Source organism: Nocardia sp. Root136 (assembly GCF_001427185.1).
Lineage (GTDB): Bacteria > Actinomycetota > Actinomycetes > Mycobacteriales > Mycobacteriaceae > Nocardia > Nocardia salmonicida.
This window is the reverse complement of record NZ_LMFE01000001.1, coordinates 2,576,565-2,601,427: the sequence shown is the minus strand read 5'-3', so window position 1 is coordinate 2,601,427 and position 24,863 is coordinate 2,576,565. Positions and strand designations below refer to the sequence as shown.

General features: G+C 68.1%; 25 protein-coding genes. 8 read left to right on the top strand and 17 right to left on the bottom strand.

What is annotated here, in order from left to right:
- Window positions 1-73 precede the first annotated feature (73 nt).
- Complete coding sequence (locus tag ASD42_RS12090) at window positions 74-715, bottom strand: TetR/AcrR family transcriptional regulator C-terminal domain-containing protein (protein ID WP_082843556.1); 642 nt, start codon at window positions 713-715, stop codon at window positions 74-76.
- 96 nt (window positions 716-811) lie between these two features.
- Here ASD42_RS12090 and ASD42_RS12085 point away from each other — a divergent pair, with 96 nt between their 5' ends.
- On the top strand, window positions 812-1,807 hold the full coding sequence (locus ASD42_RS12085; protein ID WP_235569387.1) for an NAD(P)-dependent alcohol dehydrogenase: 996 nt from the start codon (window positions 812-814) through the stop codon (window positions 1,805-1,807).
- A 15-nt stretch (window positions 1,808-1,822) separates the two neighbouring features.
- Here the strand turns inward: ASD42_RS12085 and ASD42_RS12080 are convergent, their stop codons facing one another.
- The 4 genes from ASD42_RS12080 to ASD42_RS12065 form a co-directional block, all read right to left on the bottom strand.
- Entirely contained in the window at window positions 1,823-3,934 is a 2,112-nt protein-coding gene (locus ASD42_RS12080; protein ID WP_084465423.1) for a 5-oxoprolinase/urea amidolyase family protein, read from the bottom strand.
- Window positions 3,931-4,545, bottom strand: a complete 615-nt coding sequence (locus ASD42_RS12075) for an urea amidolyase associated protein UAAP2 (RefSeq protein WP_056814104.1) — start codon at window positions 4,543-4,545, stop codon at window positions 3,931-3,933. Before ASD42_RS12075 ends, ASD42_RS12080 begins: the two co-directional genes overlap by 4 nt.
- Entirely contained in the window at window positions 4,542-5,288 is a 747-nt protein-coding gene (locus ASD42_RS12070; protein WP_056814100.1) for a DUF1989 domain-containing protein, read from the bottom strand. The genes ASD42_RS12075 and ASD42_RS12070 overlap by 4 nt, the downstream gene beginning before the upstream one ends.
- A 114-nt stretch (window positions 5,289-5,402) precedes the next feature.
- Window positions 5,403-6,941 carry an amino acid permease gene (locus ASD42_RS12065; RefSeq protein WP_056816141.1) on the bottom strand — a complete coding sequence of 513 codons (1,539 nt, stop codon included), beginning with the start codon at window positions 6,939-6,941 and terminating at the stop codon, window positions 5,403-5,405.
- Window positions 6,942-7,158: 217 nt separating this feature from the next.
- Between ASD42_RS12065 and ASD42_RS12060 the strand changes: the two genes are divergently transcribed.
- Entirely contained in the window at window positions 7,159-7,839 is a 681-nt protein-coding gene (locus ASD42_RS12060; protein ID WP_056814096.1) for a TetR/AcrR family transcriptional regulator, read from the top strand.
- A gap of 21 nt (window positions 7,840-7,860) precedes the next feature.
- On the opposite strand, the gene ASD42_RS12055 is transcribed toward ASD42_RS12060, so the two are convergent.
- From ASD42_RS12055 to ASD42_RS12030, 6 genes are all read right to left on the bottom strand, one after another.
- A complete protein-coding gene (locus ASD42_RS12055) occupies window positions 7,861-8,388 on the bottom strand; it encodes a hypothetical protein (RefSeq protein ID WP_056814094.1) in 528 nt (175 codons plus the stop codon).
- Between the two features lie 95 nt (window positions 8,389-8,483).
- Window positions 8,484-9,281 (bottom strand): family 1 encapsulin nanocompartment shell protein, encoded by a 798-nt coding sequence (locus ASD42_RS12050; protein WP_056814091.1) that lies wholly within the window; start codon window positions 9,279-9,281, stop codon window positions 8,484-8,486.
- The gene (locus tag ASD42_RS12045; protein ID WP_056814088.1) at window positions 9,282-10,337 is read right to left on the bottom strand and encodes a Dyp-type peroxidase; all 1,056 of its coding nucleotides are present in this window, start codon (window positions 10,335-10,337) and stop codon (window positions 9,282-9,284) included.
- Between the two features lie 77 nt (window positions 10,338-10,414).
- Entirely contained in the window at window positions 10,415-10,741 is a 327-nt protein-coding gene (locus tag ASD42_RS12040) for a cupin domain-containing protein (protein WP_056814086.1), read from the bottom strand.
- A gap of 105 nt (window positions 10,742-10,846) precedes the next feature.
- Complete coding sequence (locus tag ASD42_RS12035; protein ID WP_056814083.1) at window positions 10,847-11,326, bottom strand: dihydrofolate reductase; 480 nt, start codon at window positions 11,324-11,326, stop codon at window positions 10,847-10,849.
- Window positions 11,327-11,328: 2 nt separating this feature from the next.
- Window positions 11,329-12,132: a thymidylate synthase gene (locus ASD42_RS12030; RefSeq protein ID WP_056814079.1), complete on the bottom strand. Its 804-nt coding sequence runs from the start codon at window positions 12,130-12,132 to the stop codon at window positions 11,329-11,331.
- A gap of 58 nt (window positions 12,133-12,190) precedes the next feature.
- Between ASD42_RS12030 and cobF the strand changes: the two genes are divergently transcribed.
- Together cobF and ASD42_RS12020 are read left to right on the top strand one after the other, a co-directional pair.
- Window positions 12,191-12,931: a precorrin-6A synthase (deacetylating) gene (cobF, locus tag ASD42_RS12025; protein WP_056814076.1), complete on the top strand. Its 741-nt coding sequence runs from the start codon at window positions 12,191-12,193 to the stop codon at window positions 12,929-12,931.
- A 43-nt stretch (window positions 12,932-12,974) separates the two neighbouring features.
- A complete protein-coding gene (locus ASD42_RS12020) occupies window positions 12,975-13,844 on the top strand; it encodes an Fpg/Nei family DNA glycosylase (protein WP_056814064.1) in 870 nt (289 codons plus the stop codon).
- Here ASD42_RS12020 and ASD42_RS12015 read toward each other — a convergent pair.
- The 3 genes from ASD42_RS12015 to pdxR all read right to left on the bottom strand — a co-directional run bounded on the left by ASD42_RS12015 (window position 13,837) and on the right by pdxR (window position 16,972).
- A complete protein-coding gene (locus ASD42_RS12015; RefSeq protein ID WP_056814061.1) occupies window positions 13,837-15,282 on the bottom strand; it encodes a dihydrolipoyl dehydrogenase family protein in 1,446 nt (481 codons plus the stop codon). The two genes, ASD42_RS12020 and ASD42_RS12015, sit on opposite strands and share 8 nt — an antisense overlap.
- Window positions 15,279-15,524 (bottom strand): DUF2630 family protein, encoded by a 246-nt coding sequence (locus ASD42_RS12010; protein ID WP_056814059.1) that lies wholly within the window; start codon window positions 15,522-15,524, stop codon window positions 15,279-15,281. The genes ASD42_RS12015 and ASD42_RS12010 overlap by 4 nt, the downstream gene beginning before the upstream one ends.
- Window positions 15,525-15,595: 71 nt before the next feature.
- Window positions 15,596-16,972, bottom strand: a complete 1,377-nt coding sequence (gene pdxR / locus ASD42_RS12005; RefSeq protein WP_056814056.1) for a MocR-like pyridoxine biosynthesis transcription factor PdxR — start codon at window positions 16,970-16,972, stop codon at window positions 15,596-15,598.
- Window positions 16,973-17,051: 79 nt separating this feature from the next.
- Here pdxR and ASD42_RS12000 point away from each other — a divergent pair, with 79 nt between their 5' ends.
- Window positions 17,052-17,744, top strand: coding sequence for a pyridoxamine 5'-phosphate oxidase family protein (locus ASD42_RS12000; RefSeq protein WP_056814053.1), 693 nt, complete (start codon window positions 17,052-17,054; stop codon window positions 17,742-17,744).
- Here the strand turns inward: ASD42_RS12000 and ASD42_RS11995 are convergent.
- A complete protein-coding gene (locus ASD42_RS11995) occupies window positions 17,741-19,843 on the bottom strand; it encodes a bifunctional lysylphosphatidylglycerol flippase/synthetase MprF (RefSeq protein WP_056814051.1) in 2,103 nt (700 codons plus the stop codon). The genes ASD42_RS12000 and ASD42_RS11995 overlap by 4 nt on opposite strands.
- Window positions 19,844-19,975: 132 nt before the next feature.
- Between ASD42_RS11995 and ASD42_RS11990 the strand changes: the two genes are divergently transcribed.
- Window positions 19,976-21,274, top strand: coding sequence for an alpha/beta hydrolase (locus ASD42_RS11990; protein ID WP_056814049.1), 1,299 nt, complete (start codon window positions 19,976-19,978; stop codon window positions 21,272-21,274).
- Between the two features lie 43 nt (window positions 21,275-21,317).
- On the top strand, window positions 21,318-22,019 hold the full coding sequence (locus ASD42_RS11985) for a TetR/AcrR family transcriptional regulator (RefSeq protein ID WP_056814046.1): 702 nt from the start codon (window positions 21,318-21,320) through the stop codon (window positions 22,017-22,019).
- A 31-nt stretch (window positions 22,020-22,050) separates the two neighbouring features.
- Here the strand turns inward: ASD42_RS11985 and ASD42_RS11980 are convergent, their stop codons facing one another.
- Window positions 22,051-23,388 carry a hypothetical protein gene (locus tag ASD42_RS11980; protein WP_063893589.1) on the bottom strand — a complete coding sequence of 446 codons (1,338 nt, stop codon included), beginning with the start codon at window positions 23,386-23,388 and terminating at the stop codon, window positions 22,051-22,053.
- Entirely contained in the window at window positions 23,388-24,185 is a 798-nt protein-coding gene (locus tag ASD42_RS11975) for a crotonase/enoyl-CoA hydratase family protein (protein WP_056814041.1), read from the bottom strand. Before ASD42_RS11975 ends, ASD42_RS11980 begins: the two co-directional genes overlap by 1 nt.
- Before the next feature lie 63 nt (window positions 24,186-24,248).
- Between ASD42_RS11975 and ASD42_RS11970 the strand changes: the two genes are divergently transcribed.
- Window positions 24,249-24,854, top strand: coding sequence for a TetR/AcrR family transcriptional regulator (locus ASD42_RS11970; protein WP_056814038.1), 606 nt, complete (start codon window positions 24,249-24,251; stop codon window positions 24,852-24,854).
- Window positions 24,855-24,863: the final 9 nt, after the last annotated feature.

The window sequence follows — 24,863 nt, the reverse complement described above, 5'->3', positions numbered from 1 at the left end:
CCCGCCGTCTGTAGCTCGGATAACAAGTCGACAACGGAGCAGGATCCACCGATCGGTGGATCCCGCTCCGTTGTCAGCGGGGAAGCAGTCCGGCGAATCCCTCGAGAAGTAGATCGAGGCCGAAGGTGAAATCAGCCGCGCCGGAGTGTGCTCCGGTGATGACGAGAGCGGCCAGCGCGTGCATGTGGGGATGGGTTTCCGTGGGGATGAGCGGGAGAAATTGTGCTGCGGCCGAGGCGTATTCGGAGGGGTCGAGGGGGAAGTTGATGGCCTGGACGGTGAAGCCGTAGATGTGGCTGTCCATGGCATTCCAGGCGCGATCGGCCTGTTCGTAGGTGAAGCCCGCGGTGATCAAGCAGCCGAGGGTGGCGTCGATGTAGCCGAGCATGGCCGGGCCGACGTTGATGCGGGAGCCGAGCAGGCCGGTGGCCCAGCGGTGGTTCAGCAGGACCTCGTGAGCGGAGGTGGCGCGGTGGCGGAGTTCCGCCCGCCAGTCGCCGCCCGCCCTGGGGACGTAGATCTCCGCGACCACCAGGTCGATGATGCCGTCGTAGAGGTCGTCCTTGTTGGCGACGTGGTTGTACAGCGACATGGCTTCCACGCCGACAGCCTTGGCGAGGTTGCGCATCGACAGGGCGGCCAAGCCCTGCTGGTCGGCGAGCTCGATGGCGGCACGCAGGACTCGTTCCCTGGTGAGTGGGGTGCGCGGCGGCATGGGGCTCCTGACTGCTTCCTTGACCTACTTACGGCGTAAGTGTAGCGTCTCGCAATAGAAACTTACGCTGTAAGTGCGAGGCGAGGGACAGTTCTCATGACCGATGTGGATACGACTTCGATGACCGCCTGGATCGCGCCCCGGTACGGCGGGGGTGAGGTGCTGCGGGCCGAGGTCGTGCCGCGGCCGACGCCAGGGGATCGGGATGTGGTGGTCCGGGTGCGGGCGGCGTCGCTGTGCAGTGGCGACCTGCATCTGCTCAACGGGACGCCGTATCTGCTGCGTCTCGGGTTCGGATTGCGCAGGCCGAAGCATCGGATGATCGGGCAGAACCTGGCGGGCGAGGTGGTCTCCGTCGGCGGCTCGGTGAGCGATCTTCGGGTGGGCGATCGCGTCTTCGGCGAGGTCCCCAGCGGCGCGTTCGCGGAGTACGTCTGTGCCGACGCGGGTGCGTTCGCCGTTGTTCCCGCTGCGTTGGGCATGGAAGAGGCGGCGGCGATGCCTGATTCGGGCATGACGGCATTGCAGGGTCTGCGCGATATCGGCAAGGTCGGACCGGGGCGCCGGGTGCTGATCAATGGCGCGTCCGGTGGGGTCGGGAGTTTCGCGGTGCAGATCGCGAAAGTGCTCGGCGCGCACGTGACGGCGGTGTGCAGCACCCGGCATATCGAGATGGTGCGCGACATCGGCGCGGACATCGTAATCGACTACACCGCTGACGATTTCACTCGTACGGAGGTGCCCTACGACGTGATCTTCGACCTCGCGGGCAACCGCAAACTACGGGAGATCCGCCGAGTGCTGGCCGCTGACGGCGTCTTCATCTCCTCTGCCGCCGCGCCGGGCAACAACTGGTTCGGCCCGATCCGATGGCTGAGTCAGGTGGCGCTCACCGACCTGTTCGCGCGGCAGACCCTGAAGGCTCTGCTCATGCGACCCGCCGCCGCCGACCTGGAATACCTGGCCGGGTTGGCTGTCGACGGAAGCTTGCGACCCGTGATCGAGCGACAGTTCCCGTTGTCCGACACAGCACTGGCCATCGCGGCCTTCGAGCAGGGACATGCCTCGGGAAAGACCGTTCTCGTCGCATGAGCGCCCCGGCTGCCGTCAGTCGGTGAGTTCTCCTGCGGTGCGCCAGGATTGACGCTCCTCGGCGAAAGCACCGGCTTGTAGCGCGCGGAAGTCGGAGATGGAATCGTCGTTGTCTGCCAGGAACTTGCGGTAATCGGCGAGGCGGAAGTCACCGTCCTCGGTGGTGATGTCCACCTTGCCCGCGGCGAAATCCGCGCGCAGGTCGAGCAATTCGTCCGCCTCTACCGGGTGCCAGCGAATGCGGTCGAAATAGCGCAGGAGCCAGGGTGTTTCGGCATCGGTGGCGAAGCGGTCCACGCCGGGTCCGGCGGTGCCGGTGGGGCGGGCTCGGTGGTTCCAGACCTGAGTGGTGCGGCCGACGAATTGGTAGCCGCCGGGCCCTTCCATGCCGTAGATGCACAGGTAGGCGCCGCCGATGCCGACCGCGTTCTCAGGCGTCCAGGTGCGGGCCGGGTTGTATTTGGTGGTGACCAGGCGGTGGCGAGGATCGGTGGGAGTGGCTACAGGGGCGCCCAGGTAGACATCGCCGAGGCCGAGGACCAGGTACTCGGCGTCGAAAACGGTCTTGTAGACGTCGTCGACGGAGGGGAGGCCGTTCATACGGCGGATGAACTCGATGTTCCACGGGCACCACGGGGCGTCGGCGCGGACACCGTGCATGTAGCGGGTGATCGCCTCCCTGGTGGCGGGGTCGTCCCAGGACAACGGGAGATGGACTGTGCGGCTCGGAACCACCAGCTGGTCGGAATTCGGTAGTTGCGCTTCGGCTTCGGCGAGGAGATCGAGTAGGCGGGGAATCGGCAACACGGCCGGATCGACCCTGATCTGGAGGGAACGGATTCCCGGGGTGAGTTCGATGACGCCGCGCAGCCCGATCGCGATGAGGTGCTGGTGCAGGGCATGGACGCGGGCGCGGAGGCCGAGATCCAAAGTGAGCGTCCCGTATTCGACGAGTACGCCGTCATCGCCTTGTCGTCGGTAGGTCACGCCGGTTTCGTCGTCGACTTCGGTACGGCGCAGGATGCCGTCGTCGCCGTCGCGGCCTGCTGAGAGAACGGTGCCGAACGCGGCGCGTCGGCGTGCACCGAGTTCTTGTGCGGGAGCTGCATGTTCGGAGCGGATGGGGACAAAGCGAACCTTGTCGCCCGGGGTGAGTTGGCCGAGTTTCCAACGATCGGCGGCGACTACGGTGACCGGGCACACGAATCCGCCGAGGCTGGGTCCGTCCGGGCCGAGCAGGATCGGGGTGTCGCCGGTGAAGTCGAGGGCGCCGATGGTGTACGCGTTGTCGTGGATGTTCGACGGATGCAGGCCCGCTTCGCCGCCGTCGGTGCGGGCCCACTCGGGCTTCGGGCCGATGAGGCGGACGCCGGTGCGATCGGAGTTGAAATGGACTTCGTAATCGGTGCCGACGATGGTGTCGAAATCGTTGCGGGTGAAGAACTCCGGTGCGCCGTGTGGACCTTCGGTGACGGCGAGTTCCCAGCGGTGGGCGAAGGCGGGCTGGTCGGCCATCGGGACGGCGGGGGCGAGGCGGGTCGACGGTGTGCCCAGCGTGAGCGATTCGTCGGCGCGCAGGGCCGCACCGGTTCCGCCGCCGAACTTGCCGAGGGTGAATGTCGCCGCGCTGCCGAGGAATTCGTCGACCTCGATGCCGCCCGAGATCAGGATGTAGGTCCGCATGCCGGGGCCACGGATAGCGCCGACATCGAGCACGCCGCCCGCCGGTACCTCGACGGTGCGCCACTGCTCGACCGGGATGCCGTCCACCCGGACATCGGCGACCGCGCCGGTGACACACACCCACGTGGGGGCCGAGAACCGCAATGCGGGCCCACCCAGCGTGCACTCCAGCCCGGCCGCGCCTTCGGGGTTGCCGAGCACTCGGTTGCCGAGGCGGAACGACAGGTCGTCCATCGGGCCCGATGGTGGAACGCCGATGTGCCAGTATCCGATTCGACCCGGCCAGTCCTGGATGGTGGTCTGCATCCCGGGCCGCACGACATCGATCTGCCGCTGCGTAGGGGAAGACGCAACCGTGCCGACGACCGCTGTGGACGTGGTATACGAAGCCGTAGCGAAGGCGGCGGAAGGGGCGTCGTCGACGCGGGTGTCGGTGAGGCTCATCGGGTCACCACCATGCGCACCGGGGTGGGGTCGAAACCGTTGCAGGGGTTGTTGATCTGGGGGCAGTTGGAGACCAGGACCAGGGTGTCGATCTCGGCGCGGAGGGTGAGCTTCTTACCCGGGGCGGAGAGTCCGTCGACGATGCCGAGGGTGCCGTCGGATTCGACGGGGACGTTCATGAACCAGTTGATATTGGAGACCAGGTCGCGCTTGCCGAGGCCCCATTCGAGGGCGGCGGTGAGGAAGTTCTCCACGCAGGCGTGCTGGTGGCGGGTGTGGTGTCCGTAGCGGAGGGTGTTGGATTCCTGGGAGCAGGCGCCCGCGATGGTGTCGTGGTTGCCGACCTCGTCGGCGACCACCGTCATCAGGGGTGTGCCGCCTTCGGTGCGCAGGACGCTGCCGGTGGTGAGGAAGATATTGCGCTGGGCGGCGACGGTGGCCTGGGCGCTGTAGCGGTCGGTGCGGTCGGCGGCGGAATAGAGCAGGCAGTCGACGGCTTGGTTGCCGTGCAGGTCGATGATGTCGAGGTGGTCGCCCGCGCGGACGATGGCCGACCACGGCGCCTGGGCGGGAACGGTTTCGTCGAGGACGACGGTGCGGGTGATGGTCATGCCGGAACCTCCGTGTTCAGTGCGGCCGTCCAGGCGGCTTCGGTGTTCTCCACGGCCCGTCGGTATTCGGGGTCGTCGTTGGTGGCGCGGTCGGCGGGCGCGGACCAGGCGAGGAGGTCGAGGTCGCCGGTGGGGCGGTCGTCGAGGGGGTGGGGGGCGTTGGCCACCAGGAGAGTCACCGGTAGATGGACGATCAGGTCGATGGTGGCGCCCGCCTCGCCGTTGCCGGTCGACTCGATCGCGCCGTCCGGTGCTACCCGAGCGCCGCGGAACAGCGCGATGGAGGGGCCGATGTCGCGGGGTTCGAGGCCCTGTTTGGCGGCGGCGAGATGGAGTTGGTGGCGGCCGTCGGTGGTGGGGCCGCACAGGGTGTCGTGGTGGCCGGAGGTGTCGGTGAGCACGGTCGCCAGGACTCTGCCCTGGTCGGAAAGCAGGGGATGGCCCGCGCTCAGGTACACCTGCCAGGGGACCTTCACGGTGTCGGCGACATTCAGCCGTTCCCACGGTGATTCGGCGCGCAGCAGGAACAGGTGGGCGCAGGTGGTGCCGGCGGGGTCGGTGAGGCGCACTCGGGTGCCGCGGCCGAGGACGACGTTCGCGTAGCTGCCCGAGGGGATGCGTTGTGCGACAACGACCGTGGCGGGATCGATGCCGTGCGGTGTCTCGGGACGCGCCGGGGTTGCTGCCGCAGCCTGGGCGCGCGCGTGGGCGCGGGCGCCGTCGGTGGATTGGGTACTCGTCATCGGTTACTCCTCGGCGAGTGGGTTGACGAACGGGGACGATGGGCGAGCTCGTGGTGCGAGCAGGGTGGTTTCGCGCGGCGGATGCGTACTCGCCGCACCCGCCGCGAAACCGGATCACGCTGTCGCGGGAGCCATTTCGGCCTCGGGCTCGGCGTCTTTCGTGGTCGCGACCACGAAGCGGTAGACGACCGCGCCGACAGTGAGGATGACGGCCACCGACAGTGGGCCTGCCCAGAGCTGCCACCAGCTGCCGCCCGCGGGGGTGTAGACCTCGGGGCGGGGCCAGGCCAGATTGATGACCATGGCGATGCCCCAGACGACGGCGAGCGCGTTGATCGGGATGCCCCAGCGGCCGAGGTGGAACAGGGTTTTATCGTCGGGGGCGGGCAAGCCCTGAATGCGCCGGAACAGCAGCGGCACGGTGACCAGCAGGTAGGCCAGGTACAGGCTGACGATGCAGACGCTGGCCAGGGTGGCGAAGATCGCGGGGTTGCCCAGGTTCAGGACCAGCAGGCCGATACCGAGAGCGCCGATCGCGACGGCGGGCCAGACGGGGGTGCCGAAGCGGGGGTGCACGGTCGAGAGGGCCTTGGCGAAGGGCAGCTTGCCGTCGCGGGCCATCGAGAACATCAGGCGTGAGCCCGCGGTCTGGATCGCGAGGGTGCAGACGATCACCGCGACCGCGACGCAGCCGAGCAGCACCGAGCCTGCCGGGCTGTTCAGCTTCGAGGTGATGACGTAAGCCAGCCCGCCGGTGGACAATTCGCCGTCGGTCAGACTCGGCGCCGCCATCAGCGCGCCCAACAGCATGAGCCCACCGCCCAGCGCCGAGACGGCCAGGGCGAGCAGGATGGTGCGTGGCGCGACCTTGCGCGGGTTCTTGGTCTCCTCGGAAAGCTCACCGGCGGAATCGAATCCGACCATCACGTAGGCGGCCATCAGACCCGAGACCAGGAACGCCGCCCAGTACGGACCGGGGGAGGCCTGGTCGGTCTGGAACACCACATCGGGGCCGCGCTCGGTATTGACGAAGAACAGCGCGATGATCGCCAGCACGCCGACGATCTCGACGGTGACGCCGATCGAATTGATCTTCGACATCAGGTCGATGCCGATCACGTTGATAGTGGTGGTGACGACGAGCAGCACGCTGCCGAGCAGGACGGCGTTCATCGCGCCGTCGCGGGAGGTGAGCGCGGTGTCGGTGCCGATGAGCTGGAACCCGCTCCAGATCGAGGGCAGGACCACCTGGAGTGCGATAGCGGCCGCGGCGGCGGTGACGACCTGGGCGATCACCATCATCCAACCGGCGAACCAGCCGATCACCCCGCCCGCCAGGCGACGCGACCACTGATAGATACAGCCGGAGATCGGGTACCGGGCGGCGAGCTCGGCGAAGTTCAGCGCGACCAGGAACTGGCCCGCGAACACGAGCGGCCACGTCCAGAAGAAGGCGGCGCCGCCGAACGAATAGCCGAAGCCGAAGAACTGGAAGATCGTGGTGAGGATGGAGACGAACGAGAAACCTGCCGCGAAGGACGCGTAGCGCCCCAGTTTGCGGTGCAGGACCGGTTGATATCCGAAAGCTGCCAGATCGGCGCTGTCGCGGACGAGTTCGGCTGGAGCGGCGGGAGATTCGAGGGTCGTGGCCATGTCGGTGTCCTTCAGCGGTGCGGCCAATATCTATCAGTCGATAGTTTTGCGCGCCTGATCGCTCGAACGGTGTCGTGCGTGTATCGACTGCGCGGCCCGCGGTAACTTCTGTGTTGCCTGAGTTTCTGTCAAATGACAGAAATTCGACCGTCCGGCATCCTCGCTGGTGAGCTGCCCGCTGCGGTGCAGGTCGTCACCCGATGACAGAATCTCCGGTGTGGCGAATCTCGGTCCCGGGCGTCCCCGGCTGGAACAGCGGCGCAGACAGGGAACTACGCCGCGCGCGGAGATCCTCGACGCGGCGGCGGAGCTCTTCACGACCAAGGGGTATGCCAACACCTCGACGCGGGCGGTGGCCGACGCGGTCGGTATCCGCCAGGCGTCGCTCTATCACCACTTCGCGGCCAAGGACGACATCCTCGACGCGCTGCTGGCGGAAACCGTGGCGGGGCCGGTCGAGCTGGCGCAGCGGATGATGACCGAACCGGACGACGCGGTGACTCAGCTCTACGCGCTGGCACTGTTCGATGTGCGCCAATTACGCACGGCGCGCTGGAATCTGGGGGCGCTGTATCTGCTGCCCGAGTTGCGGACCGAACGTTTCGTCGCGTTCCGGCGTCGTCGCGACGAGCTACGCGGGCACTACGAGCGCCTCGCGGCCGAATCGTCGACGGCTGCCGGTGAAACCGGCGAGGCGCGGATTCTGCCGTTTCGGCTGGTCGAGACGGTGATCGCGATCAGATATGACGAGGGAGCCGCGGGCGTGGACGCCGAGCGCGTCATCCCGGACGGTGTTGTGCGGATCGTGGGGCACCGCGGTGATATCGGTGCGGTGCGTACCGCGGCGAACGCACTGCTCACCCGGCTCGACGAGCTCGGCGGCAGCCCATCTGCTTGATGGCCGCCGCCGGATAGCCGGTCAGCGACTGGTCGGTGGGGCGATCTGCCAGTGCTGGTTGAGCGCACCGGCGATCTCGGGCAGCACGGTGATCGGGATGCGCTTGGCACGCAGCATCTCCCTGATCTCGCTCACCTGTTCGCGCTTGCGCATGTCGTAGGCGCCGGTGACGGGCCGGATCACCGGCGGGATCGACAGCAGTACGAGCTCGTCGGCCGACTCGCCGTCGAGGTCCAACGCCAGTGCCCAACGCGCGTGCTCGTCGAGGGTGAAGCGGCCCGCGACGACGCGGTCCCACAGCACCGTCGACGAGCGGAACGGGGTCCGCGTGTAGATCGCGTGCTCGTGCAGTTCGATCACGTCACGGACGAACAGCCCGACGCCCACCGCGAACCCGCCGACTGCCCCGACCAGCAAGCCGGTGACCACCCGGTTCACCCCGAACATCGCCAGGAACAACCCGACGACGCCCGTGGTGACCAGGACTCCGATCAAGCAATAGAACAGGCTCCGCCTGGTGGACACCACACCGGCACGCACGACCGACATGCGGACCTCCCTCTCCAGCTCGCCGGGCCCGATGCTCGCGCCGATCGGCGAATCACGATTCGTGGCTCACCCTAGCGGTGCGCACCGCCGCCGGTTCACGAGCCGAGCGACACCGCCGCCTCCGAGGTCTCGACGACGAAGGCGAAGGTCTCCTGGAAGTACAGCTGCACGGTCTCGGCGTCGTGACTGAGGTAGCCGATCGACAGGTCCTGACCGAGCGCGAGCTCGAAGTCGCCGCCGCGGGTGGTGAGCGCGAAACCGCCGGAAATCGCCGGCGCCCAGATGATCTCGCCGTCGATCAGCCGCTCGATGTGGGTCCGGATCGGGTGACCGTGATCGGAGGTCTCGCTGACCTGGGTGTACAGCTCGGCGCTGAGCACCACCGAGTACGGGCCCTGCACGCCGGCCAGACGCAGGCCGGTTAGGGCATGCGAGACGGCATCGGGAATGTCGACGACATTGCTCGGGAGGGCGACGGGGGGGTTCGAGGAGGCCTCGCGGATACCGGTGATGGCCGCCGCGGCGTAGCTCTCGAAGATCGCCCGGTCTTCGGCGAAGGCGATTTTCTGCGCGGCGTCCTTGAGATTGTCGAAATCGGCGTCATCCGCTCCGCGCGCGATGTCGTCGAGTTCGGCGCGCTGCAGGGTGAACGGCACCCGCAGCTCGATCACCGGTTGGATTACGCGCTGACGGGCCTGCACGCCGTCGTCCGGCGAGTCGATCGCGGTGACCCGGCCGAGGTTGCGGGCCGAGAAGTCGAAACCGTGCGGTCCCGACACATCGACCACCCGGCGGCCCGCGATATTGCGCTTGAACGTGCGGGTGGCCTCCTCCTCGATCTGCGACCAGGCTTCGCCGGTGATCGGCGCCAGTTCGCGATGCAGGTTGTTCATTCAGATACTCCTTTTCATCGTGCCGATTGCGAGGGAGCCGTCAGAGCGAGCTTCAGCCGTCGCATTCGCGCGTTCGACGGGGTCGATTTCCGGCAGGGTCGCCGGCTCGATCTCGGTGCCTGCCGCGTCGGGTGCGTCGGGCAGGTCATCGAGGAAATCCACGGTGGGAGTGAAGAAGAGTGTGCCGGTGACGGCGAAGGAGAAGTCGAGGATGCGGTCGTAGGCAGCCTCGCCGGTACCGAGGAACATCCGCTCGAGCATGCGTTCGGTGACACTCGGGGTGGCGGCGTAGCCCACGTAGTAGGTGCCGAACTCGCCGGTGCCGATGGTGCCGAACGGCATGTTGGCGCGCACGATCTGGCGTTCGGTGCCGTCGGGGTCGGTGATGGTGTTCACCGCGACATGGGAGTCGGCGGGTTTCACGTCGTCGGGCAGTTCGTAGTCGGCGAGCTTGGTCCGCCCGATCACCCGCTCCTGTTCCTCGATCGACAGCGCGTTCCACTGGTCGAGCGGGTGGGTGTACTTCTGCACGATCACGTAGCTACCGCCGGTGAACTCGGGGTCCTCGTCGCCGATCAGCGCTGCCGAGACCGCGCCTCGGCCCTCCGGGTTCTCGGTGCCGTCGACGAAGCCGAGTAGATCGCGCTGTTCGAAATAGCGGAAGCCGACGGTCTCGTCGACGATGGTCGCCGCGCCTTGGAGGCGGGCGCCGATCACCATGGCGAGTTCGAAGCACGGGCCCTGGGTCTCGCCCCTGATGTGGAAGAACAGGTCGCCCGGGGTGGCCGGTGCGCTGTGGATCGGACCGTCGTAGCCGGGAAACTCGTGCAGCTCAGCGGGTTTCGGGCCGACGAAGAGCCGGTCCCAGGCCGCGGAGCCGATCGAGGTGACGCAGGTCAGTCCTTCGCCGGGTACTCGGAATCCGATCGAACGGCGCAATCCGGAGATGTCTGCCAAGAGGTCACGGACCGCGGATTCGCCACCGGAGTCGATGGTGGCGACAAGGAAAATCGCGGACGGCGTGAGTGGATCGAGGATCGGCTGTGGCTCACCCATGGCGTCCACAGTACGGCTCCGAACCGACAGGTTTGATCAACACCTCGAGGTGTTGATCAATTCGGGCGATCGACCTGCTATTTCGCGACGGTCAGCAAAAATGTGACGTCGTCGACGGCTTTGACGCTGTGGCGGGCGCGCGGCACCACGAGCAGATCGCCCGCCGAACCCTTCCACTCGTCGGTGCCCGCGATCAGCACCAGCGTGCCGGAGAGCACCTGGATGGTGGCGTCACCCGCGTTGTCGTGTTCGGCCAGGCTCTGGCCCTCGGCCAGCGCGACGACCGTCTGGCGCAGCACATGGGTATGGCCGCCGATGAGGGTTTGCGAACTCCGGCCGCTCGTCGAGGTGGCCGCCAGCTTGAGCTGTTGACGGGCCACCGCGGTCAGCGATTTCTTGTCCATTGGATCGGGCCTTTCGCAGGCTTCTCGCGGGCTGGTCTTCGAAGGAGTATGCCCGACAGTGCCCACGCGTTCGGGCGTTTTGCCGTGACCGTTAGCTGGGTGTTGTCAGTTGCGGGTGTAGCGGCGAATGCGGTAGCGCAGACCGGATTTCGAGGTCAGCCACGGCGTGTCGTCCGCCTGCCATTCCGGGCCGATGACCGGGGCGAAGGCGTCGCCCGCCACGGTGGTGTCGACCTCGGTGACCAGCAGCGTCGTCGCGAGCGGCAGCGCGGCGCGGTAGATCTCGCCGCCACCGGCCACCCAGGTGTCGGTCTCGTCGGTCATGGTCAGCGCGTCGGGCACCGAGGCAGCGCGTTCGGCGCCTTCTGTAGCCCAATCAGTCTGGCGGGTGACTACGATATTGCGGCGGCCCGACAGCGGACGAAAACTCGCCGGGAGCGAATCCCACGTCCGTCTACCCATGATCACCGGATGACCCATGGTGGTGTCGCGGAAATTGGCCATGTCCTCGGGCACGCGCCACGGAATCGTGTTGTCGACGCCGATCACGCCGTTGTTCGCCTGCGCCCAGATCAGGCCGATCATCTTCACACCGCCACCGGCGCCTTGATGCCGGGGTGATGTTTGTAGTCGGACACCTCGATGTCTTCGTAGGCGTAATCGAACAGGCTCGTCGCCGGGCGCAGGTGCAGCGTCGGGAACGGGTAGGGCTCACGGGTGAGCTGCTCGCGGACCTGGTCGACATGGTTGTCGTAGATGTGCACGTCGCCGCCGGTCCAGATGAACTCGCCCGGCTCGAGCTCGGTCTGCTGGGCGACCATCAGGGTGAGCAGGGCGTAGCTGGCGATATTGAACGGCACGCCGAGGAACAGGTCGGCGCTGCGCTGGTACAGCTGGCAGGACAGTTTGCCGTCGGCGACGTAGAACTGGAAGAACGCGTGGCAGGGGGCGAGGGCCATCTTGTCCAGGTCGGCCACGTTCCAGGCCGAGACGATCATCCGGCGCGAATCGGGGTCGGTGCGCAGGGTGTGCAGTACCTGGGCGATCTGGTCGATGTGGGTGCCGTCCGGGGTCGGCCACGAGCGCCACTGCACGCCGTAGACGGGACCGAGCTCACCCTTGGCGTCGGCCCATTCGTCCCAGATGGTGACGCCGTGTTCGCGCAGCCAGGAGACATTGGAATCGCCGCGTAGGAACCACAGCAGTTCGTAGGCGATGGACTTCATGTGGACCCGCTTGGTGGTGATCAGCGGGAAGGATTCGGCCAGGTCGTAGCGCAGTTGGTGACCGAAGATGCTGCGGGTTCCGGTACCGGTGCGATCGGCCTTGGGCGTGCCTTGCTCCAGAACGAGCCGGAGCAGATCCTCGTACTGCGTATCAGGGGTGGCCACGTCTTGCGATTCTACGGGGGTGGGCTCGGCGGATCGGCACCTGGCAAGCTCTTCGGCTATGCGCAAGCTCTACGTGATCGGCATCGGTGCGGGAGACCCCGACCAGGTGACGGTGCAGGCGGTCAAGGCCATGCGGAAGGCCGAGGCCTTCTTCGTGATCGGCAAGGGCGCCGAGAAACAGGAACTCGTCGACGTACGCACCACGATCTTGGCCGAGCACGTGGACACGCCGCATCGGATCATCGAGATCGCCGACCCGCCGCGCGAGCGCACCCCCGCGGACTACGCCGGCGTCGTCGTGGACTGGCACGAACGGCGCTCCGAACTCCTCGAAGCCGCGTTCGACCAGGTGGACGGCATCGGCGCGATCCTCGTGTGGGGCGATCCGGCGCTCTACGACAGCACCCTGCGGATGGTCGAGCACGTGTTGGCGCGGGGCCGCGCCGACTTCGACTACGAGGTGATCCCGGGCGTCACCAGCGTCGCCGCGCTGGCCGCCCGTCACCGTATGGTGCTGCATCGGATCGGCGAACCCGTCCATGTCACGACCGGGCGCCGACTGCGCGAAGAAGGGCTCGGTCCCGGATCGACCGTGGTGATGCTCGACGGCGAATGCTCGTTCACCGAGGTTCGCGGCGACGATATCCAGATCTGGTGGGGTGCCTACCTCGGCATGCCCGACGAAACGCTGATCGAGGGAAATCTGCGCGAGGTCGAACGCGATATCGTGGCCCGCCGCACCGAACTGCGCGCGGAAAAAGGCTGGATCATGGACGTTTATCTGCTCCGCGCCGGCTGACGGATCCCGCGCCGATCCGCGAGAGATCGCTAAACTGGCAACCGTGCCCGAGCTGCCGGAAATAGAGGCGTTGGCGCAGTTCCTTCGGGATCATGCCGTCGGCGCTGTGGTCGGCCGTGTGGACGTGGCGGCCCTTAGCGCGGTGAAGACCTTCGCTCCGCCGGTGACCGCGTTGTCCGGCCGCGATGTCACCGGCGCCGGGCGGTGGGGGAAATTCCTCGGAATGGATTGTGGCGGACTCTGGTTGATCACCCATCTGTCGCGCGGCGGGTGGTTGCGCTGGATCGATGAGCCGAATCCGTTGCCGCCGAAGCCGGGTGGAAAGAGTCCGCTGGCGCTGCGCGTGCATTTCTTCACGCCAGAGGGCGCCACGCCCGCGATCGACTTGACCGAGGCGGGCACCAAGAAACGACTGGCGGTGTATGTCGTCGAGAATCCGGAGCTGGTGCCGGGCATCGCGCGGCTCGGGCCGGACGCGCTGGGGCTGACCGAGGACGAATTCGCCGCGCTGCTGAAAAGCACCTCGCAGCGGATCAAGACCGCGATCGTGGATCAGACCCTGATCGCCGGGATCGGCAACGCCTATTCCGACGAGATCCTGCACACCGCGAAGATCTCCCCGTTCGCGAACACCAAAACGATGCCGGCGGAAAAGGTTGCGCAGTTGTACACCGCGATGCGCACAGTGCTGCTCGACGCGGTCGACCGTTCGGTGGGTCAGGACGCGGCCCGGTTGAAGGGCGAGAAGCGTTCGGGCATGCGGGTTCACGCGAGAACCGGACAGCAGTGCCCCGTGTGCGGGGACACCGTGCGCGAGGTGTCCTACGCGGAGCGCTCGTTCCAGTACTGCGCCACCTGCCAGACCGGCGGCAAGGTGCTCGCCGACCGGCGGATGTCGCGACTGCTCAAATAGTCTTCTCGCGCCAGGCTTCCAGCAGTCGGAGCCAGAATTCGCTCACGGCGGGGAAGGCGGGCACCGCGTTCCACAGCGTGTCCAGCGGCACCTGTCCGACCACCGCGATGGTGGCCGCGTGCAACTGCTCGCCCATGTCGGGGCCGACGAAGGTGGCGCCGAGAATGCGATCGGCCGCGGTGTCGACAACGAGCTTGGCGCGGCCGTGGAAGTCGTCACGCGAGAGCGCGGAACCCGCGACGGCGATATCGAGCTCGACCGTGTCCACCGCGAATCCGGCGGTGCGCGCCTCGTGTTCGGTGAGGCCGACGGACGCGAGTTCCGGTGCGGTGTAGACGACTTGGGGTACCTGCTGGTGGTCGGCGCTCGCGGTGAACCGAGTGCCGTTCAGTGCCCTGCCCTCGGCGCGGGCGGCGATCACGTCACCGCACACTCTGGCCTGGTACTTGCCCATATGTGTCAGTGCCACACGGTGATTCACGTCGCCGACGGCGTAGAGCCATTCGCCGGGAACCTCGCGCGCGGTGAGCTGATCGTCGACCGCGATGTATCCCGAGGGCAGGCCGACGGTATCGAGGCCGAGATTCGAGGTGGCGGGGGTGCGGCCGGTGGCGGCGACGAGTTCGTCGACCTCGAGTTCGCCGTCGTCGAGCACCACGGTGACCGGACCACCGTGGATGTGGCCGACGCCGGTCTCTTCGGGATCACGACGCGAGACCAGCAGCGGTTCGGTATGGAACCGCACCGTGACGACACCGGTCTCGCGCAAGCCCCGCAGGACCAGCTCCGAGGCGAACGGCTCGCTGCGTGGCAGCAGGCGGTCGCCCCGGACCAGCAGGGTCACCTCCTCGGCGCCGAGTTCGGCCAGCCAGGTCGCCGTTTCGCAGGCGACGACACCGCCGCCGATGATGGCGACCCGGCGCGGGACGACGGTCAGATTGGTGGCGTCACGGGAGGTCCACGGCAGGGCCTCGCGCACGCCCTGGATGTCCGGAATGGTGGCGGTGGTGCCGGTCGCGATGACCACCGCGTGCCGGGCGCGCAAGACCTTGACGCCGTCGTCGGTATCGACCTCGACGAGTCGTTCGCCGATCAGTCGACCCGCGCCGCGGACGGGATCGATGCCTGCCGATTTCGCCCACTCGACCTGGGAGCTGTCGTCGTGGTTGTGCACGAAGCTGTCGCGGCGGGCGAGCACGTCGGCCACCTGCGGGCCGCTCGCGCTCACCCCCGGCATCGACTCGCCGAGGCCGAGTACGGCGCCGGGCCGCAGCAGCGCCTTGCTGGGGATGCACGCCCAGTAGCTGCACTCGCCGCCGTACAGCTCCCGCTCGACGAGGGCGGCGGTGCGGTCGCTGCCCGCGATGGCGTAGGCGGCGGCGTTCTCACCCGCCGGTCCCGCGCCGATGACGATGACGTCGTATTCGGCCTCGGTCACTGCAGGTAGCCCTCGACCTCACGGGGGGAACGCAGCCCGGTGTCTTCGGGAGATTCACCGGAGCCGGTGCGAGCACGTCTCTGCCGCAACAGATCCCAAGCCTGATCGAGCATCACTTCCAGCTCGGCCAGCTGCTTGCGTTCGGCTATCGGGTCGATCTCGCCCGCGGTGGCCTTGGCTCGCAGCGCGTGCTCGTCGTCGACCAGCTGCTTGATCCGCGCCAGAATGTCCTGATCGGTCATGTGCTCACCTCTTCGATAGTCGCCAGGGGTAGTGCCGGTTCCTGGTCCATGCTACGACCGCGAAGGGTCGGCTATCGGCGCGATGCCTCGGCGAGGCAGTCGGCCGCGACGGGCATGGCGCGGGCGAGGTCGGCGCTGGTGAGGGCGGTGTAGCCGATGGCGACGCCGAAGTGGTGCGGTTCGGCGAGGTGGTGGCGAGCCAGGCCGTCGAGCAGGACACCGCGTGCGCGGGCGGCGACGACGGCGTGGCGTTCGGCGCCGGGGCCGGGGAGTTCGACGACTACGTGTGAGCCCGCGTCGTCACCGATGACGGGTAGGCCGTGGCGGGCGAGTTCGTCGACGACCATGGCGCGTCGGGGCGGCACGACCCGGCGCAGTCGGCGCAGGTGCCGGGACAGGTCGCCGTGGCGGGCGAATTCGCTGAGGATCCGTTGCCCGGCCGGGCTCGGGGAACTGCCGATCTCGGCGCGATGGGCGAGTACGGCGTCGGTGATGTCGGGACGGGCGACGAGCCAGCCGACGCCGAGGGTGGTGGCGATGATCTTGCTTGTGGTGCCGAGATGTACCACGACATCGGGTGCCAATGAAGCCAACAGCGGCAGCGGAGCTGTGTCGTAACGCAATTCGCCGTCGTAGTCGTCTTCGATGATGAAAGTTCCGGTTCTTCTCGCGAATTCGATGAGCTCGACCCGGCGGGCCGCGGGCATCATCGCGCCGAGCGGGAACTGGTGTGCCGGTGTGCAATACACCGCGCGGACACCGTCCGGGATCAGGTCGACACGCAAACCGTCGGCGTCCACGGGCACCGGGACAGCCTCGATGCCCGCGGCTCGGAGCGCGCCGACGGCACGCAGATAGCCGGGATCCTCGATGGCGACCCGATCGCCGGGCCGAAGCAGCGCGGTGGCCAGCTCGCCCACCGCCGCGCTGGTACCCGCGGTGGCCATGACCACCGATCCGGCCCCGGCGGCCAGCCCGCGATGGCGCAGGAGATGATCGGCGACCGCCGCGAGGAAGTCCGGTTCGCCCGCGCGATTCTTGCGGGCCTCGGGCGCCTGATCGCCTGCCGCGCGCCAGGCGCGGCGCCACGCGGCGGAGTCGACCGCTTCGGCACACGGTGCGCCGGGACCGAGATCGAGCAGGCCCGCGTCGGGATCGGCGCCGTGGTCGGTCTCGGTGCTCGGCGGTGCGGTGGCCGGGGCGGTGCTCAAGTAGGTGCCGGAGCCGTGTCTGCCGGTCAGCCAGCCTTCCGCGTGCAACTGGTCGTAGGCGCCCGCCACTACGGCCCGGCTCACCCCGAGTCGCTGTGCCAGCGCGCGCGAAGACGGCAAGCGGTCGCCGACGCGCAACACCCGGTCGGTCGCCGCGGCGCGCAGGGCATCGGCCACCTGCACCGAGAGCGGCTCGGGGGCGGTTCGGTCGAGGGGAATCGGAAGGTCGTCGAGCATCGTTCACCTCGAATTGGCCTGTTGGAATTCGGTTGAATTGGACCTACACATGGTCCACTTCTTCGGCGAAGCTCATCTTATGAGCACGCACGACGTCCACCGCAACCCCCTGTCGCCGACCCCGCGCACCACGCTGACCCGCGCCAAGGAACGCGGCGTCACCGATCGCGCCGTACTCGACGATGTGCTCGACGCGGGTCTCATCTGCCACCTCGGTGTGCTGCTCGGCGGGTCGACGGTCGTGCTGCCCACCATCTACGGCCGCATCGGCGACACCCTCTACCTGCACGGATCCACCGGAGCCGGCAATATGCGCGCCGCGATCGACACAGATATCTCCCTCACTGTGACCCACGTCGACGGGCTGGTGTACGCCCGCTCGGCCATGCACTTCTCGATGAACTACCGCAGCGCGGTGATCCGGGGCAGGGCAGTGCTGGTCACCGACGAGGTCGAGCGCGACAACGCCCTGCGGGTGATCGTCGAGCAGGCCGCGCCGGGTGCCTGGGACCGGGTGCGGCCGCCCAACCGCAAGGAGCTGGCGGCGACGATGGTACTGGCGCTCGACCTCACCGAGGCATCGGTGAAGGTGCGTACGGGCGGGCCGAACGACGACGAGGGCGACATCGCGGCCGGTGGCGTGTGGGCCGGTGTGCTGCCGCTGCGACAGGTCTGGGGCGAGCCGATCCCGGCCGACAACCTCGAATCGGGCATCGACGTGCCCGCCGATGTCGCGGACCGGGTGACATCGATCGACGTGCCGGTTCTCTAGTTCCCCGCCGCGCCGAGCGCCATCAGATCCTTGGCCGAGACCTCGGGGAGGTAAGCCTTAGTCAGCGCGATGCCGATTCGGGGCAGGTCCGCCTCATCGCGGTAGCACAGGTACACCGGCTCGTGGCGGGGCTGGAACTTGGCTTTGAACGAATGCAGTGACCGGAAGCCGTAATACGGTTCCATCGCGGCGCCGAGCCCTTCGAGCAGACGATCGATCGGTTCGGCGCCCTCGGTGCTCGCGCTGCGCGCCAGCGGAGCCCCCGACAGCGAAACGATCTCGGCGCCTTCTTCTTTGAACTCCTGGCACGCCGAGGCGATGAGGAATTCCACGACCGGCCGGAAGCCGTCGGGGCGCCTGCGCATCACATCAAGGGTCCAACCGCGGATCTCGTCGCCGGGGCCGTAGACGGGTAGCCAGGAGGTGACGCCGTGCACGCTGCCCTGGGTGTCGATCGCGAGCCCCACCCGCACGTCCGGGTCCATGGCTTCCTCCACTCCGCCGAGTGTGAATCCCATTTCCGGCAGGCCCTTCTCACCCACCCATTCCTCGGAGATCGCGCGTACCTGGGCGATTATCGCGAACGGCTGATCGCCGAGTTCGACGAGACGGAATTCGATGCCCTCCTTGGTCGCCCGGTTGATCGCCGACCGGATGTCTTGCCAGGCTTTGCCTTTGAACTCGAGCTCGGGCAGGTCGACGATGGTGTCCTCGGCGATCTGCACACTGCGCCACCCGAGCTCGCCCGCGATATCCGCGACGGCCTCGGTGGTGGAGAACAGACACGGAACCAGGCCGTGGGTTTCGCACGTGTCGGTGAAGGCGGCGATGGTGTCCGGCAGGAGTTCTTCGGGACCGATCGGGTCGGTGAGCGCGATGACAGTGCCCGCGTGGCGTTGGTAGGCGACGCACCGTTCACCGTCGTCGGCGAACCAGTATTTGTTTTCCGGCCAGGTTGTCATCCACGACATGGTGCTGCCGCCGTAGCGGGCGAGCAGGGCGCGCACCGCGTCGCCGGGATCGGCGCCGGTGAGCGCACCGTCGGAGATCCTGCGCCGGACCGGCACCCGGAACGCGCCGCGGCCGCCGTAGAGCAGGGCCACCTCACCCGCCCACAGCAGGGCGGTCCCGACGGTCACCGCGCCGGTGGTCTCGTAGTCGGTGCCGATGGAAACGCCGAGCAGCACCAGGGTGAGCACCACGTGCAGCAGGCCGTAGCCGAGGGCGACCCACCACGCCCAGTGTCTGCCCTTGCGTAGCTGATCGGCGACCAACCCGATCACCACGACCGTGACGATCGTGCTCCACAGCGAACCGCGTTCGCCCTCGGTGGGGCCGAGCAGGCTGTTGGCGGGGAAGAAATACACCGCCACCGAGGCCGCGGCGATCACCATCAGTCCGGCGAAGGCCAGCATGCGCACCTCGCGTCGGGTGCGTGGCCAGAAGCCGTGTTCGGTTCGGCTGAAGAGCTTTTCGCCCGCGGGCAGCCACACGGCGACCGCGATGAGATGCATGAGATCGGCGAAGGTCGATTCGAACAGGAAGGTGATCGCCACGTGTGCCATCAGCAAGGCGCGCACCCGCAGACGCCACGGCGAGCGCAGGGTCGCCGAGACCGCGGCCACCGCCGAGATCGCCGCCGTGGTGAACCCGACATCGCGCACCTCGGAAAGTCGGTCGGCCCACCCGAGATGGGTATGTGCCAGCAGCCCGACCGTCACCGACGCGCCGAGGACCCCGATCAACTGGCCCGACAGGCAGACCAGGGCGGTGCGCACGGTGCCGAGCCGCCACTCCGCCCAGCCGATCGCGGCCGCTGAAAAGATTGCCATGCAGAGGTATTGGACGGGGGTGAGCCCGAAGAACCAGCCCGACAGCGGCGTCCACCACTTGCCCTCGGTGAGCGCGAGCCAGCCGTAGGCGATATCGGGGTACCAGGAACGCTGGTCGAGCCTGCGCCAGAGGCCGCCGGTGGCGAGGCCGAGAATCATGACCGCGACGAGGAAGCCGAGAGTGAACGGCACCCGGCGGATCACGGTGTGCGCCAAGGCGACGCCGCGCGAAGGAGCTGGTTCGGTGGCAACCGCGTCGTAGTTCATGGAACCACCCTTTGCTGCGAGTGCGCCGCACCGGCGCGGTGACGTCTTCTGTGTACCGTATGTCATCGCGGTCGTACGGGGACCGCGATGTGCGCGCTAGGGCGGTCGAGGTGGCATCTGTGGAGGTCAGCGATGACGCGAATCACCGATCTGTCGTTGCTCACCGGATGGCTGCCGGTGGTGCTGACGGTGCTCGGCGCCGTGGGTGCGGTGTGGTTGCTGTTTCCTCGCGTACGGCGGTACGTCACGACGACCATGCCGATCGTGGTGCTGTCCGCCGTGGTGCTCACCGTGGCGCTGTACCTGTTCGTCGAAGAGGTGTGGCAGCCGTTTCCCGATCCGATCGCCGTCTCGGTGTACGTGCTGATCGGGATCGCGGTGGCCGCGGTGCTGCTGGTGGTGCCACGGATTCTGGTGCGCCGGAATGTGGCGACCGTGGTGGTGACCGTGCTCGCGGCCGGTGTCGTGCTGGTCGCGGTGGGAGTCCGGATCAACCTGGTGTACGCGTCGTATCCGACGGTGGGCGCGGCGCTCGGGGTGGAAGAGATCGATCGGGTCGAGGCCGGTGAGCTGACCCGGCGCGAGCGGGTGATCAGCGCGCGTCCGCTCGAGCCCGCGTGGCGAGCACCCGATGGATTGCCCGACGGCGGGCGGATGCTGACCGCGACCGTACCGCCGACGGCGTCCGGATTCACCGCTCGCGAGGCTCAGATCTATTTGCCGCCCGCCTATTTCGCGGACCCGCGGCCGCTGCTGCCGGTCCTGGTGTTGCTCGCCGGTGAGCCGGGCGCGCCGCAGGACTGGTTCGTCGGTGGGCAGTTGGCCGAGACCATGGATTCCTTCGCCCGTGCGCACAACGGCCTCGCGCCGGTGGTCGTGGTGGCCGACGGGACCGGCTCCCAGCTGGCCAACCCGCTGTGTCTGGACTCCGCGCTCGGCAAGGTCGCCACCTATCTGGCCGTCGACGTGCCCGCATGGACAAAGGCGAATCTGCAGATCGATCCGGATCCGCGCTCCTGGGCGGTGGGTGGACTGTCCTATGGCGGCACGTGCGCACTGCAACTGGCCACCAACTATCCCGGCGTCTATCCCACCTTCCTCGACATCTCCGGTCAGGACGAGCCCACGCTGGGCGACCGACAGCGCACCGTGGACGCCGCGTTCGGCGGGGATACCGCGGCGCTGCTACGAGTCAATCCGCTCGATCTGCTCCGATTGCGGACCTATCCGGATTCCGCCGGTGCGTTCGTGGTCGGCGCCGATGACGAGATGTATCGGCCGCAGGTGGAGCGGATGTATCAGGCGGCGAAAGACGCGGGGATGGACGTGCATTTGCGGATTCTGCCCGGCGGCCACAACTTCGCGCTGTGGGCGTCCGCGCTGCGCGATCAGCTGCCGTGGTTGGCCACCCGGCTGGGCCTCACGCCCTGATCAGTGCCGGATTCCGCGGGGGTCGCCGGAGTACAGTCGACGCATGTCCGAGGCGAAAACCCCAGGTACGGACGCCGGTGACGCAGCAGGGGTGCTCACCGGGAAACACATTTCCGACGCCGCGCTCGCCATTCTCGACGCGGGCGGCAGGCAGGCTCTGTCCGTCGGGGCGGTGGCGCGGCGGCTCGGGGTCGACGCGGCCGCGGTGCGTGCTCACGTGGGCAGCTCGGACGGGCTCGAACGCGTCGTGATCGAACGCGTGCTGTCGTCGGTGGCGCTCGGGCCGCTCACCGACGACGGCGTGGAGTGGACCGCGGCGGTGGTCCAGTTCGCGCTCAGTGTGCGCGGTCGGCTGTTCGATCACCCCGCGGTGCCGGAGTTGATCATGTCGGGCCCCATGGACAGCCCGTCGGCGGACGGGCCCGCGGCACGAGAAATGGCCGAGTCGCTGTTCGTCTGCCTCGCTCGCGGTGGACTACCGGCGCCCATCCGCGCGCACGGGGTCTACGCGGTGATCGTGTACGTGCTCGGCTCGATCGCCCTCGACGTGGCCGAAACCGACGGAAAGCCGCCGCTGCCAGGGGAATCCGAGCGGATCGCGGCCCGCCGCGCGGCTCTCCACGACCTGGATCCGACCCGGTGGCCGCGCACCGCGGCGCACCTCGAGGAGATCGCCGCCTGGTCCTCCGTCGATCAGTTCGTCTGGGGGCTTCGCGTACTGCTCGTCGGGATGACGGCGGCCTGACGCGGAAACTCCCGGGGTCGCGGCCGCTTGCCTACCGGGGGAGGGGACGCACTCCTGTTGTCGCACAAGATTTGTCGATGGCTTCGGACAGAGAATCGGCGTCGGCGTCGAGGCTGACCAGGGCGAGTGTGTAGGTGTTGCCGAGGTGGGAGAGGTAGCCCGCGAGTCGGGTGCGGGGGAAAGTGGTGATGTCGGGGTGGATCGCGCGCGCGGCTACTCGGGTGCAGTTGTGCGGCCCGACTTTTCGCACGGCTTCGGGGAGGGCGCCGATGTTGGAGCACAGGATGTCTCGCTCGCCCGCGCCCTTGCTGAGGGTGTGGGCCCAGCGGTCGGGGAGTACCTGGAGGATCTCCTCGGGAAGGCTCGCGGGGCTCGACATTCGGCGCTGATAGGCGGCTTTGGCCTTGTCGCGGATTGTCGCGGGGGAGTCGGTGCGGTGGATCGCGATCTCGGTCATCGCGAGGTCGTTGTCGACGCGTGGTTCGTCGCGGGTGTCCACGGGGAGGCTCGCGATGATCGTCGGATCCGGAAATCCGGTGTGCCACAGGATGTTCGCGATCAGGTGGATGAACAGGCTGTTCGCGGTTCCGTCGGCCGTGGCCGCGGTGGTGTCCCAGTGGTCCGCGTCGAAGGTGAGCAGGGTGCTGTGGATTGCGCGATCGATCGACGTGTCGGGGGTGCTGGTTGCGGGTGGCCGCGGGATGCCTCGGCGCAGCGCACGTGCGGTGCCGCTGATGATGGTGGTCCATTGGGTGCGCGCGTCAGCCCAGTCCGAAGACGTTGCGCGGGTGCTTTTCCCGCCGCTGTTCAGGTCCTGCTCGGCGGCCGGTGATGCGCGAGTGGGCTCCTCGGCTCCGAGGGAGTCGAGGGCGACGGTGAGGGCGTGGATCAGGCCACGGGCATCGGCGAGTGCGTGTGAACACGTCACGGCCGCCACGGTTCCGCCGTCGTCCAGGCGCGCGGCCGACAGACGCCATCCCGGGGTGTACTCCGGGTCGAGGTCGGTGCCGAGTCCATCGGCCCAGGGCAGGATCGCGTTCTCGACGAGTGGCCCCACGCTGCTGGAAGTGCGGTCGTCCGGGCTCATCGGTGTTGTCGGCCAACCTGCTTCGGATGTCCCGACGGCGTTCGGGAGGAGGTCGAGAGCGTGCGCTCCGGTGTTGGGCTGCCAGGCGCGGCGGGCGCCGGGGACTCGCGGGTTGACGACTCTGCGACCCAACCAGCCGCGACGTAAGCGGTCGTGAATCGCTTGCAGGAGAGCGGGTTCCATCGCATCGGTGGTGCGCCAGAGCCCTTGGAGCGCGATGGGGGTGCCCATGCCGCGGTGGGTGCGCAGGAAGATCTCGTCGACGACCGTGAGACGGTCCATCAGCGGCGGTCTGCGCTACCGTGCCTGCCCTCACCCGCGGCGAAGCGGGCGGCGCCGTCGAGCGCACCGCCGGTCAGGGCGGTCAGGCCGTGCCGGAATTCGACGCGCAGCGCCTCTTCCTCGGTGTGGCCGTACTGGTCGTACAGGGCGGCGCGGTCGGTGCGCAGACATGTTTGGGGCAGCGCCGCGAGCTGGGCGGCCAGCTCCTCGGCGACGCGGCGGGCATCGCCGGTGGGCACGACCCGGGTGACCAGGCCCATCTGCAGTGCTTCGGGCGCGCTCACCGGGCGGCCGGTGAGGATCATGTCGAGTGCGCGACCTTCGCCGACGATGCGCGGCAGGCGCACGGTGCCGCCGTCGATCAGTGGGACGCCCCAGCGGCGGCAGAAGACGCCGAAAGTGGCGTCCTGCTCGGCAATGCGCAGATCGCACCACAGGGCCAGTTCGAGCCCGCCCGCCACGGCGTACCCGGAGACCGCCGCGATCACCGGCTTGGACAGGCGCAGCCGGGTCGGGCCCATCGGGCCGTCACCGTCCTCGGCGGCGTGATTGCTGTTCTCGGTGCCGAGGGCTTTGAGGTCGGCGCCGGAGCAGAAGGTGCCGTTCTCGCCCCACAGCACTGCCACCGAGGACGTGGGGTCGGCGTCGAAGGCGCGGAAGGCCTCCACCAGCGCGCGGGCGGTCGGGCCGTCCACCGCGTTGCGGGCCTGTGGGCGATCCAGGATCACCGTCGTGACCGGGCCTGCGTGCTCGACGCGCACGGAGGGTGGAGCCGGCTGACCGGTCGATGGTTCCATTCCTCGACCATACGGCCATGGCACCCTTGTGTGAAGAGGTGAATTAATGGTTCACTTCTTCACATGGTGTATCGCAGGACCCCGGCCGTGCAGGCCCGGCTCGACGCGCAACGGGCGCTGATCGTGCAGGGCGCCACCGGCGTGCTCTCGCGTGACGGGTTCGCCGGGTTGTCGATGGCCGCGGTCGCCGCCGAGGCGGGAATCGCGACCGGCACCGTGTACAAGCAGTTCGAGAACAAGGCCGAGTTGGTAGCGGCGGTGTTCGAGACGGTGGTCGCCCGCGAGGTCGACGCCGTGCGGGCCGCGGTGGCCGCCGGTGACGTGGTCGGGCGGGTCACCGCCGCGGTGGAGACCTTCGCCGGTCGTGCGCTGAAGAATCCGAAACTGGCCTATGTCCTGCTGGCCGAGCCCGTCGACCCCGCGGTCGACGCGCAACGGCTGGAATTCCGGCGCGCGTTCGCCGCGTCGTTCGAGACCGCTATCGCACACGGTGTCGCCGAAGGGCGTTTGCCCGCGCAGGACCCGAGCCTCACCGCCGCTGCCCTTGTCGGCGCGATCGGCGAGGTACTCGTCGGGCCGTTGGCGGCGGCTCCGCACGCCGAGACCGTCATTCCGGAATTGGTTGCTTTCGCCGTGCGCGCCCTTGGTGCGCGCCCGGAAACGTTGTAGTCGAAGGAG